Source organism: Scytonema hankhaensis NUACC26, assembly GCF_045865695.1.
GTDB lineage: Bacteria > Cyanobacteriota > Cyanobacteriia > Cyanobacteriales > Nostocaceae > Scytonema.
Genome location: NZ_BAACAP010000255.1, coordinates 156819 through 178301, shown reverse-complemented (window position 1 = coordinate 178301; position 21483 = coordinate 156819). Strand labels below are relative to the sequence as shown.

Below are 21483 nucleotides of genomic sequence, written 5' to 3'. Positions count from 1 at the left end.
CATCCTTTGAACCTAATAAAAACGTTGGTCGAACATAAGTTATATTTTATACATCTTTGCTGGGCTTAAGTTTGGGGCTTAGAACCATAATTTGTCCGGAACGCGATTGGAAGCATAAGATGTCTTTTACTGCCAAGTTTTCGTTCCAGTGACAAATTTGTCAGTACAACTGTTATGAAAGTTATCTGTTACTTAAAGCAAAAAGTGGCAGTTTTAAAACCATAAAGTGGCAGCAGTCAAAAACCTAAGGTGTTCGTGTATTTGAAAGATTTTAATGCGATCGCTTGCAAATCACGTATAACGGGAAAATAAGCGTTCTAGCTCCTCTGGCTCTGCCACTTTATACTTTAAAAACTGCCACTTTATCTTTTAAGTTACAATCATTTCGGCACCAAAATTGAGTGTAAGCGAAATTATGATTCAAATCACACTTACCACCTACTCAGCCAATGGAGCCTGTACTTGCTCCAAGCAGGAGAGAAGTTGTGCGGCTAGCACCTGTACGTGCGGCGGAGCCATCATGGTCATATGATTCCCTGGAACAACATGAATGTCTATAGTAGAAGAAAGCTCGTTCCAACCCAAGGCCCGTTCTTTTAGCCTTTGTGTCAATTCGTCTGTATCACCCTCAAATACATCAACCTCGCTAGAACGGAAAAAAGTAATTGGAGTCTGTTGCACCCCCGAAGGCAAATAACCACGATCGGCTTTCAGGGACGCTTTATAAACTTGCACCAAACCCTGAACTAATTTTATTCCCGCATCAGGGGGTAACAAGTTGACCCGTATCAACTGTTGTTTGAGATAGTGCAATTGCTCCTCCTGAGATTGGGAAGCGAGAGTTTCTTTAGATACCTCCAAGTTGAAGGAGAACATATATTCAATGTAGCTGGCAAAATCAAAAAGACATACCGCCTCATCTTCATCAGAACAATTCGGCTTATTACCAACAATTGGCGCAACAGCGTCGATCATCGCAAGCAGAGCCACTTCATGCCCCTGTTTGTGCAACTGCGTCGCCATCTCAAAGGCAACTACACCTCCAAAAGAATGTCCACCCAGCAGGTAGGAACCAGTAGGCTGAACGGTTTGTATTGCTTCAATATAGTAGGAAGCTATTTCTTCCAACTGTGTAAAAGGCTCTGATTCCCCGTCAAGTCCCCGTGCTTGGAGTGCATAGAACGGTTGCTCAGATCCAAGATGACGCGCTAGCTCATATAAGTAAATCACATTTCCACCAACTCCAGGCACACAGAAGAAAGGTCGCTTGTCGCCGCCAGACTGAATTGCTACCAAGGGAGACCAGGGCTTTGAATGAGTTTCCAAGCGAAGACAACTCGCTAGCTGTTCGATAGTCGGGCTAGAGAAGAGCGTTGCTATGGGCAGATTTTTCCCAAAGTGCCGCGAAATTTGAGCTATTAGGATCACAGCTGAAAGAGAATGACCTCCCAAGGTAAAGAAGTTATCCTTCACTCCAACAGTGGGAAGCTTCAAAACCTCTGACCAAATTCGCTGTAGTTGCTGTTCAACTGTGTCACGGGGGGGAAAAAAACCGATTGAGTCACTTAGTTCCGTATCTAGTGCCTTTAAAGCGCGATGGTCTACCTTACCATTGGGGGTGAGAGGTAAAGAAGAAAGCATCACAAAGGCGACTGGCACCATGTAGTCGGGTAGCTTTTGTTGGAGGAAGTGCCGCAGTTCGCTGGTGGCAAGAGGTTTATGGTGGGGAACAACATAAGCTACCAGTCGTTTGTTATCTGGTTGGTCTTCCCAAGCTAAAACTACTGTCTCCCGTACCTCTGGGTGTTGAGCTAGCACGGCTTCGATTTCTCCAAGTTCAATGCGGAAACCGCGAATCTTCACCTGACGATCCAACCGACCGAGGAACTCAATGTTACCGTCTGGAAGGTAGCGAGCATTGTCGCCGGTTTTGTACAGACGAGTATTGATTTTACCACTAAATGGGTTGGAAATGAATTTTTCAGTTGTCAAGTCCGGGCGATTAAGGTAGCCTCGCGCTAAGGAAGCACCGCCAATGTGTAGTTCACCCGGTACACCGATGGGAACTGGTTGCTGATGGCGGTCGAGAATATAAACTTGTGAGTTGCTAATGGGACGACCGATAGGAACAGTTTTAGAGTTATAACTGGCTTGCTTGCTACTAACAGGATAGGTAAGTACGCCAACAGTGGTTTCTGTCGGTCCATAGTGGTTGAGAATCCGACAGTTCGGGGCTTCTTGCCGGATTTTTTCAATCAAATCCCAGCTTGCCGCTTCACCACCTAGGACTAGACATTGGCGCGGGATTATAGAATCAGACGCCTTGGATGTCAAGAGAGTAGCGAGGTGGGTGGGAGTAATTTTGAGACAGTCGATAGGATGGTACCCAAAGTATTCTGCTAAGGCTTTGGGGTCGGTGGCTCGCTCTTGGGATATGATATGTAGACATCCCCCCGTACACAAAGCTGGGAAGATTACGGTGTTACCTAAGTCGGCAGCGAAGGTGGAAACGTTTGCGAAACTGGCACCTGTTGGCAGTTGCAGTCTGTCTAAGATGCCGTGTAGGTAGTTCAGGATTTGCTGATGCTCGACCGCAACGCCTTTAGGTTGACCTGTAGAACCAGAGGTATAGAGAACGTAAGCTAAGTTTTCCGGTATCACTTCGCTGTTGGGATTCGCCTCGGATTCTTGGGCAATGAGTTCCCAATCAGCGTCTAAGTATACCATAGTCTGCACTTGAGCTTCCTCACGCAATATAAGCCCCTTTTGCGTCAACAGTATCGAAACTTGAGCATTCTGTAACCGGAAGGCTAGACTTTCTTGAGGTAATGCCGGATCGAGGGGTAGGTAGGCTCCACCTGCTTTGAGAATTCCTAACAATCCCACTACCATGTAGAGCGATCGCTCGAAGCAGATCCCCACTAGCACTTCTGGCTCCACACCCAGAGTTTTCAAGTGATGTGCTATTTTGTTCGCCCGTTGGTTCAGCTCTCGGTAGGTCAACTGATTATCTTCAAAAACCACCGCAATGGCATCAGGCGATCGCTCCACCTGTTCCTCAAACAACTGGTGGATACACTTATCTTTGGGGTACTCTTTTGTGGTGTTGTTCCACTCTATCAGTAGCTGATGCCGCTCTTGAATAGTGAGGAGAGGCAAAGAAGAAACTTTTTGTTGAGGATTAGCTACGATTCCCTCCAGTAACATCTGGAAATGTCCGGCCATGCGAGAGATGGTGGTCTCATCAAAAAGATCAACATTGTATCCCCATGCTCCTACCAATCCATCAGCAGTATTCTCCATTGATAGGGTCAAATCAAACTTGGCTGTGCCGATTTCCACTGCATACGAGCTTACCGTTAACTCAGGCAATTTTACAGAAGGAACACTCTTCTCGTCGAAAGCAAACATCACCTGAAAGAGCGACGTATAGCTCAAGGAACGTGTTGGTTGCAATGCCTCTACCAACTGCTCGAAGGGCAGGTCTTGATGCGTGTAAGCTTGCAGCGCCACTTCCCTGACTCTGCCAAGTAAGTCCTCAAAACTAGGGTTGCCGCCGAGATAGGTACGCAGCACTAGAGTATTGACAAAAAAGCCTATTAACCCTTCAATTTCCCGTTGATTGCGACCGGCTACACGCGTACCTATTACGATGTCATCGGAACTTGTATAGCGGTACAGCAACGTCACAAACACCGCCAAAAGCGTCATAAACAGAGTGACTCCCGTTCGCTTACTCAAAGCAGAGAGTTTTCCGCTCAATTCAAGAGAAAGGGCTACATAGTGATATCCTCCCCGGTAGGTTTGCTCAGTCGCTCGCGGTCGGTCTGTCGGCAATTCTAATAAAGCCGGAGCGTCGTTGAGTTGTTGCTTCCAGTAGTCAAGCTGATCGCGCAGTATTTCTCCTTTTAACCATTGGCGCTGCCAAAGGGCAAAGTCGGCATATTGTACTGGCAACGAGGGTAAAACAGGAGTAATGCCTGTGCAGAAGGCTTTGTAAAGTTCTGTTAATTCCCTTGTGAATACGCCCAGCGACCAACCATCTGAAATAATGTGGTGCATGGTGAATAACAAGACGTATTCTGTTTCACCTAGGTGTAGCACCATACCTCTGAGCAAAGGCTCTCGCTCCAGGTTAAAAGGTCGATTTGCTTCAACCCTAGCCAATCGTTGCGCCTCGATTTGTCGATCGCTTTCTCGAATGTACAACAAGTTCACCACTTGTAGTTGACAATTGAGAGTTGCGGCGATAACAGCAACGGGTTGACCTTCTTGCGTGGTGAAGTTTGTGCGTAAGGCTTCATGCCGCCTTATAATTTCGTTGATGCTGCTCTGTAGCGCTGCTATATTGAGCTGACCGCTCAAACGCAAAGCAAGCGGCATATTGTAAAATGCACTGTTTGGCTGTAACTGGTCGAGGAACCAGATCCTCGCTTGAGCGAAGGATAATGGGATGGACTCTGACCTTGCAATTGGTAGAAGCGGCAGAGCTTCTTGTAATTGTCCGTTCTTAAGCGAATTCTCAACGCGAGAGGCTAATTCGGCAATCGTGGGTGCTTCAAACAAGCTGCGTAGCGGTAATTCGACGGCAAAGGTATCGCGCACTCTCGAAATTACTTGAGTGACTAACAAGGAATGTCCGCCCAGTTCAAAGAAATTGTGGTGAACGCCCACAAGTTCAATTCTTAGGACATCCACCCAAATGCTGGCTAGCATCTCTTCAATGGGAGTTCTTGGGGCTACTAATGACCGTTGTAGTTGGGGTTGAAATTCTGGTGCGGGTAGGGCACGACGGTCTACCTTGCCGTTGGGGGTAAGTGGCAGGGCGGACAAGATAACGAACGCTCCCGGTATCATGTAATCAGGCAGTTTCTCTTTGAGGAAACCGCGCAGGTCGCTGCTAGCGAGAGCATTCTCGTGGTTAGGGACAATGTAAGCTACCAGATATTTGTGGTCTGGAACATCTTCTCGTGCTATAACCGCAGTTTCTCGCACGCTGGGATACTGCGCGATCGCTGCCTCAATTTCCCCTAATTCGATGCGGAAGCCGCGAATTTTCACCTGACGATCTAGCCGACCGAGGAATTCCATGTTACCGTCACTTAGGTAGCGAACCAGGTCGCCAGTTTTGTAGAGGCGGGTGTTGATTTTATCATTAAATGGGTTAATGAATTTTTCATCTGTCAAATCCGGGCGGTTGAGGTAACCTCGTGCTAAGGAAGCACCACCAATGTGTAGTTCACCCGGTACGCCAATGGGAACTGGCTGCTGATGGCGGTCGAGAATATAAACTTGTGTGTTGGCGATGGGACGACCGATAGGAACAGTTTTAGAATTATAACTGGCTGGCTTGCTACTAACAGGATAGGTAAGTACGCCAACAGTGGTTTCTGTCGGTCCATAGTGATTGAGAATCCGACAGTTCGGGGCGTATTGCTGGATTTTTTCAATTTCTACCCAGCTTGCCGCTTCACCACCTAGTACTAGACATTGGCGCGGTCTAATAGAGGAGAACGCCTTGGATGTCAAGAGAGTAGCGAGGTGGGTGGGAGTAATTTTGAGACAGTCGATAGGATGGTGCTGAAAATACTCTGCTAAGGCTTTGGGGTCAGTGGCTCGCTCTTGGGATACGATATGTAGACAGCCCCTCGTACACAAGGCAGGGAAAATTACGGTGTTGCCTAAGTCGGCGGCGAAGGTGGAAACGGTTGCGAAACTGGCACCGATTGGCAGTTGCAGTCTGTCTAAGATGGCGTGCAGGTAGTTCACGATTTGCCTCTGCTCGATCGCAACGCCTTTCGGTTGACCTGTAGAACCAGAGGTATAGAGGACGTAAGCTAAGTTTTCCGGTATCACTTCGCTCTTCGGATTCGCCTCGGATTGTTGGGTAATTAGTTCCCAATCAGCGTCTAAGTATACCATAGTCTGCACTTGAGCTTCCTCACGCTTGAGGAGTCCCTTTTGTGTCAACAGTATCGAAACTTGAGCATTCTGTAACCGGAAGGCTAGACTTTCTTGAGGTAATGCCGGATCGAGGGGTAGGTAGGCTCCACCTGCTTTGAGGATGCCCAGCAATCCCACTACCATCTCTAGAGAGCGCTCTACACAAATCCCCACTAAAACTTCTGGTCCCACACCCAGAGTTTTTAAGTGATGTGCTATTTTGTTCGCCCGTTGGTTCAGCTCTCGGTAGGTCAACTGTTTATCTTCAAAGACTACCGCAATGGCATCAGGCGATCTCTTTACCTGTTCCTCAAACAACTGGTGGATACACTTATCTATGGGATACTCTTTTGTGGTATTGTTCCACTCCACTAATAGCTGGTGCCGTTCTTGCTCTGTTAGCAGGGGCAATTGTGAAACCCGCTGTTGAGGATTAGCTACAATTCCCTCCAGTAAGGTCTGGAAATGTCCGGTCATGCGAGCGATCGTACTGGCATCAAATAGGTCAGTATTGTATTCCCAGTTCCCGATTAGTCCAGAGGGGGTGTTCTCGAAAGATAAAGTCAAATCAAACTTCGCCGTAGCCGTTTCTACCGCTAATGGACTCAGCGTTAAGCCTGCCATCTGTATCTGGGACATCGGCTCATTAAGAACCAACATCACCTGCACCAGCGGTGTGTAGCTTAAGTCACGCTCTAGCTTTAATTCCTCTACTAACTTCTCAAACGGTAGGTCTTGATGAGCATAAGCTCCCAACATCACATCCCGGACTCTTGACAGTACATCCTCAAAAATGGGGTTGTCTGACAAGTCAGTCCGCAGCACCAAAGTATTGACAAAAAAGCCAATTAGCCCTTCGATTTCCGGACGATTGCGGTTAGCAGTGGGCGTGCCCACTACAATGTCATCAGAGCCAGTATAGCGATAAAGTAAGGTAACAAACGCTGCATATAGCGTCATGAACAAGGTGACTCCCGTGCGTTTACTCAACGCTTTGAGTGCCTCTTCGTGAGAGTTGGGTAATAAGAATGACACAGTTGCGCCCCGGAAAGCTTGCACAGCTTGGCGCGGACGGTCAATTGGGAGAGCTAGCACCTCAGGTGCCCCAGCAAGTTGCTGCTTCCAGTAGTCAAGTTGTTTTTCCAAGACTTCCCCAGTCAACCACTGGTGCTGCCAAACAGCAAAATCGGTATACTGGATGGGTAACTCAGGTAAGGGACTGGGTTCCCCTGATAAGAATGCTTTATATAGAGCGGACAACTCCTGAGTAAATATCTCCATCGACCAAGCATCGAAGACGATGTGGTGCATATTTATCAGCAGTACATGGGACTGGGAACTCACTCGCCACAGATGCGCTCGCACCAGCGGCTCGTTGGCAAGGTCAAAAGGTTTCTCAGCCTCTATTGTGACTAACCGTTTCACAGTAGTTAACTGTTCGGTTTCTGGTAAATCCTGTAAATCTACTACTTTTAGAGTCACGGTTATTTCAGGGTCAATGACCTGCACTGGAGTATCATTGAATACCTGAAAACGGGTACGTAGGACTTCATGACGCCGCAGAATTTCCGCGATCGCTCCTTCGAGGGCAGCCTTATTGAGGTTGCCGTTAAGAAGCAATGCAAAGGGTAGATTGTATGTGCTGTTTTCTCCCTCCAGTTGGTAGAGGAACCAGAGTCGTTGCTCTGCAAAGGAGAGAGGTGCTGGAGTTGATTGGGTTCGGCGCTTAATGGTTTCACTGGTCAAACGTATGCCTTTTTTCTTCAGCAGGTGTTTGAGTAGTTCTTGCTTTGCGTTGGATGAAGAATCGTTTATGGCGCTCATGGTAGAAATTTTCTTCTAAAAGTGCTAGTTTTTGAGAAACCCGGCTTTTTAAAGAAACTGAGTTTGTTGAATTATGTAGGCATTCCCCTAGCCATTTTCTCGGGCTAGCGCCAACATTGCCTGCACCTGCTCTGGGGAAAGTTGGGAAATTTCTCTTATGGTGTGTGCGATTTCGTCAATTACCTCCAAGCTTCCTGCTAGTTCTGCCATTACCTCAATCAGTTTCGATATTGTAGGGTTCTTAAACAAATGATGCACAGAGATTTCCATGTCAAATGTCTGGCGTATCCGGCTAACCACTTGTATTACCCGCAGTGAATGTCCTCCCAAATCGAAGAAGTTGTCGTGAATTCCTATCTTTTCGACCCCCAGTATTTCACTCCAAATTTCTGCCAGCAGTTCTTCTGTCACCGATCTTGGGGCAACAAAAGTTTGGCTTAATTCAGGTCTGCCTGCATCTGGTATTGGTAGCGCACGACGGTCTACCTTGCCGTTGGGGCTTAGGGGAAAAGCCTGCAAAAATGTAAAAGAAGCAAGCATCATGTAGTCGGGGAGCTTTTGCTTAAGGAAGAAGTACAGTTCATCGCTGGTGGGTTGTTTGATATCTGGCAGGACATAAGCAAAAAGATGCTTGACACCAGACTTGTCTTCCCTAGCGATCGCGACGGCTGAGCGCACATAGGGGTGTTGACTAAGGACTGCTTCAATTTCTCCTAGTTCGATGCGGAAGCCACGAATTTTGACCTGATTATCTATCCTACCCAGAAACTCGATGTTGCCATCACGCAGAAAGCGGACTAGATCGCCAGTTCTGTAGAGGCGGGTATTGATTTTATCATTAAATGGGTTAATAAATTTTTCAGATGTCAAGTCTGGGCGGTTAACGTAGCCGCGTGCTAAGGAAGCACCGCCAATGTGTAGTTCACCCGGTACGCCAATAGGAACTGGCTGCTGATGGCGGTCGAGAATATAAACTTGTGTGTTGGCGATGGGACGACCGATAGGAGGAAGTATCGGCCAATTGTCCACTGAATTAGTGAGGGTAAAAGTGGTGACGACATGGCTCTCCGATGGTCCATAATGATTGTGCAAAGTACAATCAGTTAGCTTGCTCAACCAGTTAGAAATGGCGGAAGTAATCTGCAACTGTTCACCAGCAGTAATGATTTCCCGTAAATAGCTGGGAACTAATTCACGAACAGTAGCTACCTCAGCTATTTGCTGTAAGCCAACAAAGGGGATAAACAGTCTCTCAACAGCTTTTTCTTGGAGTAAACCTAACAAAGTTAATGGATCTCGTCGTAATTCCTCTGCAATCAAGAGTAATGTGCCTCCAGAACACCAAGTAGAAAACATTTCTTGGAAGGAGACATCAAAGCTGATAGGAGCAAATTGTAGAGTTTTTGCCCCGCTAGAAATTGTCGTATTTTGAAGTTGCCACAAGATCAGATTGCAAAGAGAAAAATGATTCATTGCTACTCCCTTAGGTTGACCTGTAGAACCGCTCGTATAAATCACATAAGCCAAGTTAGTTGCTTGCACACCAGTGATTGGATTCTCTTCTCTTCGGGAAATCACCTGCCAATCAGTATCTAAATAGACAAATTGCACTTGAGACTTAGGTAACCTCTCAACCAGTCGCTGTTGCGTCAACAGCACCGAGACTTGAGCGTCTTGGAGCATAAAGCTCAAGCGCTCAGTAGGATACTCTGGGTCAAGCGGCACATAGGCTCCACCTGCTTTGAGGATGCCCAGCAATCCCACTACCATCTCTAGAGAGCGCTCTACACAAATCCCCACTAAAACTTCTGGCCCCACACCTAAAGTTTTCAAGTGATGTGCTATTCTGTTCGCCCGTTGGTTAAGCTCTCGGTAGGTCAGTTGTTCCTCTTCAAAGACTACCGCAATAGCATCGGGCGATCGCGTAACCTGTTCTTCAAACAACTGGTGGATACACTTATCTATGGGATACTCTTTTGTGGTGTTGTTCCATTCCACTAGCAACTGGTATCGCTCTGCTTCAGAGAGCAGGGGCAATTCTGAAACTCGCGCTTGAGGGTTAGCAACAATTCCTGCCAGCATTGTCTTGAAATGTTCTATCATTCGCGAGATAGTGGCAGCCTCAAACAAATCTGTGTTGTACTCAAAGCGACCAATAAATCCCTCCGGTCTTTCATCTAGTTCCAGGGTCAGATCAAATTTCGCTGTATCGGTTTGAATATCTATATAACTCCTAGTCCAATCTAAGTTCAAAGATGGTATTGGAGCTTCCTGAACAAACGCTACTTGAAACAGTGGGTTCTGGCTCAGATCTCGCTCTGGTAGAAGTATTTGTACCAGCTTCTGGTAGGGCAAGTCTTCATGAGCATAAGCCCCTAGAGTTACTTCCCGCACCCGTAAGAGTAGTTGTCGAAAACTCGGGTTGCCTGACAGATTGGTACGCAACACTAAAGTGTTGAGGAAATATCCAATCAGCCCTTCTATCTCTGGCCTGTTACGCCTCGCGCTGACAGTCCCCACAATCAGGTCTTCGGAGCCAGAGTAGCGATAGAGCAAAGTTTTGAAAGCTGCCAGTAGCGTCATGTAGAGCGTCACCCCCTCCTGCTGCGAGAGAGCTTTGAGTGACTCTGTTAGGTCTTTGGATAGCACCAAACATTGCCATGCACCCCGGAAAGTTCCAACAGAGGGGCGCGGACGATCGTAAGGCAGCTGTAGTACGGGTAAATCAGCAAGCTGCTGCTTCCAGTAATCAAGCTGGCTTTCCAAAATCTCTTGTGTCAGCCACTGCCGTTGCCAAACAGCAAAGTCAGCGTATTGTATAGGAAGTGAAGCAAGTGGGGAGGGTTTTCCGATAGAGTAAGCTTCATAGAGTGCCGCAAATTCTGGAAGGAATACGCTTTGTATAGAAAAATCGTCCATTACGATGTGATGAAAAGTTAGGAACAACCTATAGTCAACGTCTGCTAGCTGCATTAATGTAGCCCGCAACAATAGGTCAGAAGTTAGATCGAAGGGTTGTTTAGCCTGCTTGGTTGCCAGTTGCAAAGCTTCGGCTTCCCGCTGTTCTGACGGGAATTGCCTCAGATCCACTGGTGTTAGGTTGAAAGTGTAGGGTGGATCTATAACCTGAACTGGCTGTCTATCCACCGTGAGGAAGCGCGTTCTCAAGCTTTCGTGACGCTTGATAATTTCGTTGAGGGCTTTTTCTAAGGCATCTACGTTAATCGCACCCTTCAAGCGAATGGTGCAGGGTTCATTATAGACGGGCTCTTCTGGAGCGAGTTGCTGAAGAAACCACAATTGCTCTTGGGAAAAACTAAGAGGAATAGTTTGGTTTCTTGATATGGGTTGTAAGGAGATGCCTATTGGACGTTGTTCTTGCTGACGAGTCTCCTCAACAATCTTGACCAAACCTGCTACAGTAGGGAATTCCAGTAGCCGACTGAAAGGCAATTCTACTCCCAAGCTCACACGCATCCGAGCAATAATTTGGGCGGCTAACAGGGAGTGTCCTCCCAAGGAAAAGAAATTGTCGTGAATGCCTACAAGCTCAACTCTCAGGATATTAGCCCAGATACTAGCTAGCATCTCCTCAATAGGAGTGCGTGGGGCGACAAAGTTGGGTAAATCTGCTGGGCGTATTTCAGGTACTGGCAGGGCGCGACGATCTACCTTACCATTCGGACTCAGTGGCAGTGCTTCTAGCACCACAAAGCCCGATGGTATCATGTAGTCAGGAAGTTGTTGCTTGAGGAAGTGACACAGCGAACTGATGGAGTTTGGGTTTGACTCTTGGGATGAGTGGAGTACAACATAGGCAACTAAGCGTTTGTCACCTGGTACATCTTCCCTAGCAATGACCGCAACTTGCTTCACGGCTGGATGTTGGCTCAGCTTCTCTTCAATTTCTCCCAATTCAATCCGGAAGCCCCGCACCTTAACTTGGTTGTCGATGCGATCAAGAATTTCAATTGTTCCATCACTTAGGTAGCGAACCCGATCTCCTGTCCTATAAAGACGTTCCTGTATCTTATCTTTAAAGGGATTAGAAATAAACTTTTGTGCTGTCAGTTCTTTCCGATTGAGATATCCTCTTGCCAGTCCCCATCCGCCGACAAGTAGCTCCCCTGTTTCTCCTACGGGAACGGGTTGCAATTGCTCGTCAACGACATAAATTGAGAGGTTTGGGAACGGGCGACCTTGGGGAAAGCTAGATAACTTTTCCTCGGGTTGGCAAGGCCAGTAGGTAATTATAATATTTTCTGTAGCGCCAAAAAGATCGTAGAGTCGGCAATTAGGAAGCTGATTAAAAAATCTATCTTTTAATGCAGAAGTTAAGGGTTCTCCACTTGTAAATACGATTCTGATATTTTTGCAAGTTTTCAGCTCCGCCTCGGAAAGAAAAACCTGCAACGCAGAAGGGACAAAAACAAGAATACTTATTTCCTGCTGAGCAATAAGTTTGACTAAGTATGCACTATCTTTTTCACCGCCTGGTTGGGCCAGGACTACACAAGCCCCAGTCATCAAAGGCCAAAATAACTCCCAGAATGAAAAATCAAAGGTTAAAGGCATTTTTTGCAAAATGCGATCTTGCTGGGTAATGGGAAAAATTTCTTGCATCAACACAAAGCCTTGGCAAATGGCTTGATGATTTACCATCACACCCTTTGGTTGTCCTGTAGAACCCGAAGTATAGATTGTATAAGCTAGGTTTTCAGACTGAACGCCACTTTTTGGATTGTTCTTGCTTTTGGTAGCAATTTTCTCGTACTCAGTATCTAAACAAACCAAATGACTTTGAGGTACAGGAATTCCTGCTACCAGTTTCTTGAGAGTTAGCAATACCTCGACTTTTGTATCCGCTAGAATGAATGCCAAGCGCTCTTGAGGCTGCGATGGGTCGAGCGGAACCAATGCACCACCTGCCTTGAGGATACCCAGCATTCCCACTATCATCTCAATCGAACGCTCAAGACAAATGCCTACCAACATTTCTGGGGCTACATTCAAAGAGCGTAAATAATGTGCCAGTTGGTTGGCTCTCTCATTAAGTTCGCGATAGGTTAATTGCTCCTGCTCAAATACAAGCGCAATGGCTTCTGGAGTTTTCTCTACCTGTGCTTCAAACACCTCATGCAGAGTAAGACTTTTATCGGAAACGAATTGTGGTATTGGCATGGCAAGCTCTTAAAAAAAAGTTTCCTGTAATGTTGTAAGCCGAATTACCAGGTGAAAATTGTTCGAGTAACCACATCCGTTCTTGTTCAAAAGATATAGGAAAACTTCCTTTATCTGAACTAGAAAAAATGATTTTTGTTTCCATATCGTTTTTTCTTAAAACCGTTTTTTTTATATTACTACTTATCGTCAATTTCTCCATGTAATTATTGATTTTGTTTCTTATATTTTTTGAATATTTTATGAATTTTAATAAACTAGTAAAGAGCGGCGTGAATTCGGTTAGGGTAGTATAAATGAGCGGATTCACTCATTAGTAACCAGTTAAGGTTGCGATCCATTTGTCAATATACCTAGTGAATGAAAATAATGCCAAAAACCCTGGTTGAAAACATCGTTTTTGGATTAGCAATTGCGTAATCTTTGTACTTATGATTCACCTTTGTGCCCAAAGCTCAATATAAAGCCTATGTTGATGGCTTATTTATTACCAACTTTTCGTGAGGATTTCCAATTGACAAAAGCAACGTTATCTTAACTTGTCACGAATGAGATTCATTAGACAACTCGTGCCCTGCCAACCTCTGACAATCACCCTGAGTGATACTGACCAGCAAGTCCTCGAAAAGTTAGCGAATCGACTCAGTAACCTGTAGCAAATCTAACGCGATGTGCAACTTTCCTGCATATGAATGATAGTGAAGTGATTACAATGGAAATTATGACAGAGTTTCAAGGTATCAATACGGTTAAAGGTATCTGGCAATACTTTTGCCGTCATTGGTTCTCAATGTTTCCCCAAATGAAAAGTCGTTTAACCTTTATATGATAAGCTGCAAACCTATGGCAGTACAAGCAAGAACTACAACAAGTCTTAGCAAGAGAACTTGGTGCTTTAAGTGATAATACGCACATCATTAACGGGATTCCGATTTCGGTATGTTGTTTTACTCGTGCTCGTGGTTGTTGTAGCTTTCCTGGAGTTGCTAACTACGGTTACTGTGCAGCAAAAAAAGAAACATATTATGGATTTCATGGTCACTGGTTAAATCGTTTGTTTGGTTTGGAACTATTACACTTCGATGGTCTTGTAACATAAGTTGCACATTGCGTACCGTAAGAATGAGGAGTCTTTATGAAAACACTTGATTGTATCATTGTCGGTTACAACGACGTTGATTTCAACGACTTCATGCAAAAACAGAAGCAATTCATAAACCGCTCGGGGTCATATGTCGAACTCAAGACTAACTCGATAATGCTTAATAATAAGCGCTCTACCTATATGGAGCTACTGAATGAAGTTTTAACTACGTCTACAGGAAGAGCTTCCAACCTCAGTGCTTTCGAGATGCCTAGTCTCGCCTTAGCTTACCTCGCAAGTTTTCTGCGAAAGCGTAACTTTTCTGTTGAAATTGTCAATTTTTTTAACTTTGATAAATCCAAGCTAGTTGATTTACTGCTGGAGTCTCCACGTGCAGTTGTGATAACAACCACATATTATGTAGATGATGAGCCGATTAAACAGATTGTAAAATTCATCCGTGAGCATAATACAGAGGTTAAAATAATTGTTGGTGGACCTCGAATATTTAATATTTGCTACGCGAGTAAACCTCACACTCAAGATTTATTATTCCGAGCCATTGGAGCAGATATCTACATTAATGACTCTCAGGGCGAAACCACTTTGGAGAAAGTGCTTATATGTTTAAAGGATGGTTCGTTCAAAGATTTGGCTAAAGTTCCAAATGTTATTTATAAGGTAGATAGTAAAACCTTTAACAGAACCGAGAGAGTTATCGAAAGTAATGACCTTAACGAAAATTCCGTCGATTGGAGTAACTTTAAGCCCGACTTCTATGTACCTACAACCTACATGCGAACAGCTAGAAGTTGTCCATTTTCCTGTGCATTTTGCAACTATCCAAGCTTTGCAGGCTCGCATACAGTTTCTAGTATTGAAATAATTGAAGAGGAAATGCGCTACCTCCATGATAATGGAGTGAAGAACATCATTTTTATCGACGATACCTTCAATGTCCCGCTACCCCGGTTTAAGAATATATGCAGGATGATGATTCGTAACAAATTTAATTTTAATTGGGTGTCGTTTTTTCGTTGTTCTAACTCAGATGACGAAGCTTTCGATCTTATGCAACAGAGCGGGTGCATTGGTGTATACTTGGGTATTGAGTCGGGGGATCAACAAATACTCAAGAATATGAATAAGTTTGCAGATGTAAACAAATATAGGTATGGAATTAAAAAACTCACTGAACGAGGCATTCTTACCTTAGCTTCTCTAATCGTCGGATTTCCAGGCGAAAATCGTGAAACCGTTTTGAACACAATTAACTTTTTACAGGAATCCCCAACTACATTCTATAATGTTCAACTCTACTATCACGACACCCTGGCTCCGATTCAAAAGAGAAAGGAAGAGTTTGGAATTATCGGCTCAGGATATAGCTGGCAGCATAACTCAATGGGATGGGAACAAGCCGCCGATTGGATGGAATATATGCTTAAGAATATCAGTAACACAATACCATTACCGCTATACGGCTTCAGTATTTGGGCGATTCCTTATCTGATGCAGCATCATATGTCCGTCTCTCAAATTATCAGTTTTGCGAAAGATGCAAGGGGTTTACTACTTAGAAGTTTGCCGGACACTCCTGTAGACTTTTCGGATGATATAAAGCAAATGGCTAGCAATTTCGGAACTCCGAAATCTACAGCTATTGCTGGTTAATCATCCTACTTGAATTAAAACTTGCACTATGCACCTTAATTCGAGCAAGCGCTTGTGTGAAGAATAAAGATGCTCCTACGTGCGTCAAAAGTAATAGTGTACTGCATAAATTTTTACTATCCTCAAATGAATACTACAACTAAAACAATTTGTGACCTTTTTGCTGAGCAGGTTAAAAAGGTGCCTAATCGAGTAGCGGTAGTCAGCCAAGACAAGAAGCTTACATTTCAACAACTAGATGAGCAGGCAGAGCAGCTAGCACGGCGTTTGCGGCTGCATAGTTTCAGCAAAGGACAGATTTGCGCTATCATATGCGATCGCTCAATCTACACGATTATCGGTATAATGGGGATTCTAAAAGTGGGCGGGACCTATCTACCGCTTGCTCCAAGCCATCCTGACAAAAGAAACAAGAAAATACTTGATGACAGCGGCGCTAATCTACTGTTGACGACCAAAGAGTTGATTCAAGGTCGTGAATTTCCTGAACAATATATCGAAAATAACCACATTATATATCTTGACCAGAAGCCGTCGCCAGATCGCTGTCCATCACAAGATACGGTTTCAAGTACAGAATACTCCAGCCAAGCGAGCGATCTCGCTTACGTCATCTATACCTCAGGGTCAACAGGTGAGCCAAAAGGAGCAATGATTGAAAACAGGAGTGTTGTTAATCTAGTTGATGCCTTAAACCAGACGATATTAAAAGATTATGAGGTTCCCCTCAATATCGCCCTAGTCGCACCTTTTATTTTTGACCCATCAGTCCAACAGATTTTTCTGTCACTGTTACTTGGTCATACGTTGTTTATTGTTCCGGAGGACGTGAGATTAGATGCCAAGAAACTTATCCGTTTTTACAATAAACATCAAATTGATATCTCTGATGGTACGCCCGCGCACCTCAAGATGTTGTGTCATGCGACGCTTAGCGCCGAGGAAACACTTTGCGTGCGTCATTTCATAATTGGCGGTGAAGCCCTGATTCCACAGGTCGTAACTGATTTTTTAGCGAAGTTCAGTAATTCATCGCCGAAAATAACGAACGTTTACGGACCTGCTGAATGTTGTGTGGATTCGTCGAGCTATCTAGTCGTCCCATCAGAGATTGAACGACTTGGTTTTGTTCCAATTGGAAATGCCCTGCCAAACGTTAATCTTTATATCCTGAACGAATCTCTACAACCAGTAAGAGTAGGAGAAACTGGAGAACTTTGCATTGCTGGGATCGGCGTGGGTAGAGGATACTTGGCTAGGGAGGAGCTGAGTGCAAAATGCTTTGTTGCAAACCCATTTCAACCAGGTCAAAGACTTTACAAGACTGGAGACTTAGCACGATGGCTTGCTGATGGAAAAATCCAGTTTCTGGGTAGAGTTGACAGGCAAGTAAAACTTAGAGGGTACCGAATCGATCTTGGGGAGGTTGAGACCGCTATATTTCGGTATTGTAAACCCAATAAAGCAGCAAGAGGTGACAATGGCTCCTCTTGGATGAGGAACAATATGACAATGGAGGTGTGTGAGAAATGCTTGCTTGATTCTCAACACCCTGGTATTACTATAGAAGACGGTGTGTGCAGCGTATGCCGTCAGTATGAAACCTATAAGCAACAGGTTGGGCACTACTTCAAGTCGCCAGAGGATTTCCGCGCACTTATGGAAGAGGCGCAGAAGAAAAAAAACAGTTCCTATGACTGTCTTTTGCTTTATAGTGGGGGCAAGGACAGCACTTACGTTTTGTACCGTCTTGTTGAGATGGGATTTAAGGTATTGTCCTTTACTTTCGATAACGGCTTTATTTCGCAAGCTGCCTTTAAAAATATTAATAGAATAACGACCCAGCTAGGCATCGACCACATCACTAGTAGCGTCGCTAACATGAATGCGGTTTTTTTGGAAAGCTTAAGGACGGAGAGTACAGTATGTAGCGGATGTTTCCGTGGTCTGACATCGATAAGTAACAAACTGGCTCAAGAGAAGGGGATTAATGTGGTCATCACAGGTCTTTCCCGTGGGCAGATATTTGATACCAAATTAAAGCGCCTCTTTGAAGCTGGGATTTACGAGTCACAAGAGATTGAAGAGCAGCTTCTTTTACACCGAAAAATGTACCACTCGCGAGATGACAAGGTTTCCAAACTACTGAATATGGCGTTTGAGGAGTCGTCATTTGGCGGAATGTACTTTGTTGACTATTTCCGGTTTGATAACATCACAATTCCGCAGATCAAACGATACTTAGCCAGCAAAGACGAAAGCTGGAAGGAGCCAAAAGATACGGGTTTATGTTCAACGAACTGTAGAATAAATGATGTGGGGATCTTTGTTCATCAGACCGAGAGAGGCTTCCATAACTACGCCGCACCATTAAGCTGGGACTGTAGACTGGGCATTTTGTCACGGTCAGATGGTTTCAAAGAACTCAAGGGTAAGGTTGAATCAAAAGAAGTACAAGAAATTCTTGCACAGATTGGTTATCAGCCTGACGATGAAGACGCAAGGACTATTCAGGATGTTGCTGTTGTATTGAAACAGAAAAATTCCGGGGACCCATTTCTATGCGCCTATATTGTCTCTAATGCAAATTTAGATACTAAGGATCTGCGCTCTTATTTGCTAGAGGAATTACCTGAGTACATGGTTCCAACCTGCTTTGTTCTAACGGAAGCCTTACCACTCAACGAGAATGGCAAAATTGACTTGGCACGTTTGCCAGAGCCAGAATTTAGTGTTGGGCAACAATCTTTAAAAGTTTCACCATCTGACGAGACTGAAGAGAGACTTCTTGAATTGTGGAAAGAAGTATTAGACATACAGAATATTGGGATCAATGATGACTTCTTTGAATTAGGGGGTGATTCTTTCAACGCTACTATCCTCATCTCAATGATAGAACAAGAATTTAACGTCGAACTTTCAGTAATGGATGCTTTTAAGACCCCCACTATTAAGCAATTGGCAACTTTGGTGAATGGGACTCGTCCAATATCTTCTAGCAGGACGACCGACGGGCTTGTGCTGCTTCGTCGTGGGACGAGTAAACATAAACACTTTTTCTTAATTCATGACGTATTGGGAGGAGTGGAATCTTATCTAGATTTGAGCCAGTGCCTTACATCTGGACTTAACGTTTGGGGAATCTCAGCCGAGAACTCAGAAAACAGCATACGCCAGAACCTCACACTTGAGGAGATTTCCAGTCAGTATATTGGTAAGATTAAGCAGATTCAGCAAGAAGGGCCGTACCTCTTAGGTGGTTGGAGTTTTGGCGGTATGATTGCATTTGAAGCAGCTATGCAGCTAGAGCAAAGTGGTGATGACGTAGGTCTGTTAACAATGATCGAATCCAATGTGCCAGCACAGCATATTTGGGAGGGACTTTACAATTCATGTCTCAATTCGCTTAATCAGTTGGTCACTCAAGAACGGTTAGAGAAAAGGTCGGACGCTGAAAGTAATATCAGTTTTAGAGTCAGTCATTCGTGGCAAGAAGTAGTCGATTTCATAAGTAATAACATTTTTGACGCCGAGATCATCAAACAGTACATCCCTTCGGAGATACTGAGCACAATTCCTCGGCTCCACGAAATCGGTAGATATGAACTCATCTCCTATCTAAAACGGATTATGTCATATCTAAGTGCATTGTCATGTTATACCCCAAAAGGAACCGTCGGAAGTCCTGTGCTGTACTTCAAAGCAAGAAATTCTCAAATGGTCTTTGCGGATAACTGGCATGCGTTTTCGAGCAGCACTATCAATTGGCACGATCTAGACGGGGATCATTATTCGATATTGAGAAATCCCAGTGTTGTAGATATATCAGCCAATTTAAACCAGTTCTTAGCAAAGCAATTTAGTGTCGAGTCACAAATTGTTTAGAGTGAAATGGAGCCATCGCTGGTAAAACATCAGGATTAACCCTTTCAAGTGCTGTGCGATCTAACTTTTCACGGAAAGTCTTCAAACTACGAAACAGCTTTGCTTTTTCCACAGCCTTATTCTCAATAGTTCTTGATTAATGAAAATAGCTGACGGAAAAATAAGGGCTTGGGAAACCCTCATTTAGGACATGAATCCAAAGCCCGTGAAAACTGGAGTTTAGACTAGTTTCCGGTGCGAAACTCGCGAACAAATTAGTGACAAAACTTGATTAATAATCAACGTTTACCTAGGGGAAATAAATCATTATAACCGAATGTTATTCAAATCTTTCCCCAGTTATTTTACACAAATAAATTTAGAGATAATTGGAGATGAATTGAGATGAATGAATTCTAAGTAAATGAAAAAAATCATCTTCTCAAAATCAGCATATAGAAGGAAGAATTGAAATGGAAATTTCTGGCAAGAGATTTCTTATCGGGGTTTTAAAAGGAGGATAGTAATGACAAACAGAAATAATATAACTTCTGCTTCTCCCTTTGAGGAATCTATAGGATTCTCCCGAGCAGTGAGAATTGGCAATTTTATCGCAGTATCAGGCACAGCACCCATTCCCTCAAAGGGGGATGCTCCTACAACTGTGTATGACCAAACACGGCTCTGCCTTCAGATCATGCATACTGTCATTGAAAAGGCAGGAGGAACTCTTGCAGGAGTAATAAGGACAAGAATTATGCTTACTGACATCTCTCGATGGAAAGAAGCAGCACAAGCTCATGGAGAGCTTTTCAGTCTCATTCGCCCTGCTTGTACTTTTGTCGAAGTAAAAGGGTTTATAGACCCCACTTGGCTCGTAGAAATAGAAGCTGACTGCATCGTCGAGTTAGAATAAGGCGTACCGCAGAACTTTTCGGTCTACTGACTCTTGGATGGAACGGTGTAAAAGTTTAGTCAAGAATTTTGAGCGAACTCTTGATCGTGCTACCACCAAGGTTAATCTCTGTTTTGTGCGCCTCATGCTTAAACGACTGGCGACTGGTTAGATAGATCCCAAATGCGCTCTATAGATTCGTATATTTGTCAACAAACATTAGTGTATTGGCTCTCTAGCAAGTTTTGCGGTTTTAGAAAAAAAGCACTCTCCTAATTGCCGCTTTTTGACTTTCTTTGCGAAAGATGTGACTAATGCATAGCTGTACTAGTAGCCTCACACTTGCAAGTACTTTTCCTCCCTACAGCTCAGCACTACAGAGCATCATTGGTATCACCTGCTTACAGGTGTCGCAAGAGCAAACGATCTCACCTGTTGACCAGTCGCGGTTGTGTCCCTCGCCCGTTGTTGAATCGCACCATAGAAGTTCAGCCATGCTGAGCTTCGTAAGCTTATCAGCTCCGCCACTGCTTTGCGCTTGATTAAATACGGACATCAACAGCTTCTGCGCTGCACAGCTACCGAGCGGGTAATCGCGGTTACGGTTTTGTCTTATTGGCTGAGGTTCCAGCGTTTTCCCCTGGATTGTCTTGAGGGGCAGCCCAGACGCTGATGTGATTACCCTGACATCTTTCCCCAGATTCTGCTTCATCTGAGTCAACAGCTCGGTCTTCGCGCCGGAGATCGTCACGTACTGGTAGACGCGGCTGTTGATGGTAGCGATCGCCGAACCCACCATACAAGTCTCACGCGACTTATCGAAACCCTTCACAAGTGCTCTCGTAATCACCTCATCAAGATTTCCTTGTAGTTTCCTCACCAGTTCTTCTGTTTTCTGGTCAGAGGAAATGAAGGCAAAGGGGCGGTGTGTGTCACAGGACTTCCCACACCTCGGACACGTATTGTTGTTAACATCGTTATTTCCACCGTAATTCATAACAACTCTTTTGATGATAAA

Annotated in this window: 6 protein-coding genes and 1 pseudogene; 3 read left to right on the top strand and 4 right to left on the bottom strand. The window is 44.6% G+C overall.

All coding sequences use genetic code 11. The features are described 5' to 3' along the window. Positions 1–438: 438 nt before the first annotated feature. The 3 genes and pseudogenes from ACKTT2_RS51840 to ACKTT2_RS51830 all read right to left on the bottom strand — a co-directional run. Positions 439–7767: pseudogene (locus ACKTT2_RS51840) on the bottom strand (non-ribosomal peptide synthetase); the annotation flags it as partial. Positions 7768–7854: 87 nt separating this feature from the next. Continuing rightward, the gene (locus ACKTT2_RS51835; protein WP_407900927.1) at positions 7855–12948 is read right to left on the bottom strand and encodes a non-ribosomal peptide synthetase; all 5094 of its coding nucleotides are present in this window, start codon (positions 12946–12948) and stop codon (positions 7855–7857) included. Continuing rightward, entirely contained in the window at positions 12920–13093 is a 174-nt protein-coding gene (locus tag ACKTT2_RS51830; RefSeq protein WP_407900926.1) for a hypothetical protein, read from the bottom strand. Before ACKTT2_RS51830 ends, ACKTT2_RS51835 begins: the two co-directional genes overlap by 29 nt. A 990-nt stretch (positions 13094–14083) precedes the next feature. Here ACKTT2_RS51830 and ACKTT2_RS51825 point away from each other — a divergent pair. The 3 genes from ACKTT2_RS51825 (at position 14084) to ACKTT2_RS51815 (ending at position 20486) form a co-directional block, all read left to right on the top strand. Then, positions 14084–15706, top strand: coding sequence for a PhpK family radical SAM P-methyltransferase (locus tag ACKTT2_RS51825; protein WP_407900925.1), 1623 nt, complete (start codon positions 14084–14086; stop codon positions 15704–15706). A 126-nt stretch (positions 15707–15832) separates the two neighbouring features. Beyond that, positions 15833–19591, top strand: a complete 3759-nt coding sequence (locus ACKTT2_RS51820) for an amino acid adenylation domain-containing protein (protein WP_407900924.1) — start codon at positions 15833–15835, stop codon at positions 19589–19591. A gap of 505 nt (positions 19592–20096) precedes the next feature. Next, positions 20097–20486 (top strand): RidA family protein, encoded by a 390-nt coding sequence (locus tag ACKTT2_RS51815; RefSeq protein WP_407900923.1) that lies wholly within the window; start codon positions 20097–20099, stop codon positions 20484–20486. A gap of 340 nt (positions 20487–20826) precedes the next feature. Here the strand turns inward: ACKTT2_RS51815 and ACKTT2_RS51810 are convergent, their stop codons facing one another. After that, complete coding sequence (locus ACKTT2_RS51810) at positions 20827–21462, bottom strand: hypothetical protein (RefSeq protein ID WP_407900922.1); 636 nt, start codon at positions 21460–21462, stop codon at positions 20827–20829. Positions 21463–21483 lie beyond the last annotated feature (21 nt).

Coding starts and splice junctions, on each gene's coding strand:
- ACKTT2_RS51835 (WP_407900927.1), bottom strand. CDS start 12,948: ATGCCAATACCACAATTCGTTTCCGATAAAAGTCTTACTCTGCATGAG.
- ACKTT2_RS51830 (WP_407900926.1), bottom strand. CDS start 13,093: ATGGAAACAAAAATCATTTTTTCTAGTTCAGATAAAGGAAGTTTTCCT.
- ACKTT2_RS51825 (WP_407900925.1), top strand. CDS start 14,084: ATGAAAACACTTGATTGTATCATTGTCGGTTACAACGACGTTGATTTC.
- ACKTT2_RS51820 (WP_407900924.1), top strand. CDS start 15,833: ATGAATACTACAACTAAAACAATTTGTGACCTTTTTGCTGAGCAGGTT.
- ACKTT2_RS51815 (WP_407900923.1), top strand. CDS start 20,097: ATGACAAACAGAAATAATATAACTTCTGCTTCTCCCTTTGAGGAATCT.
- ACKTT2_RS51810 (WP_407900922.1), bottom strand. CDS start 21,462: ATGAATTACGGTGGAAATAACGATGTTAACAACAATACGTGTCCGAGG.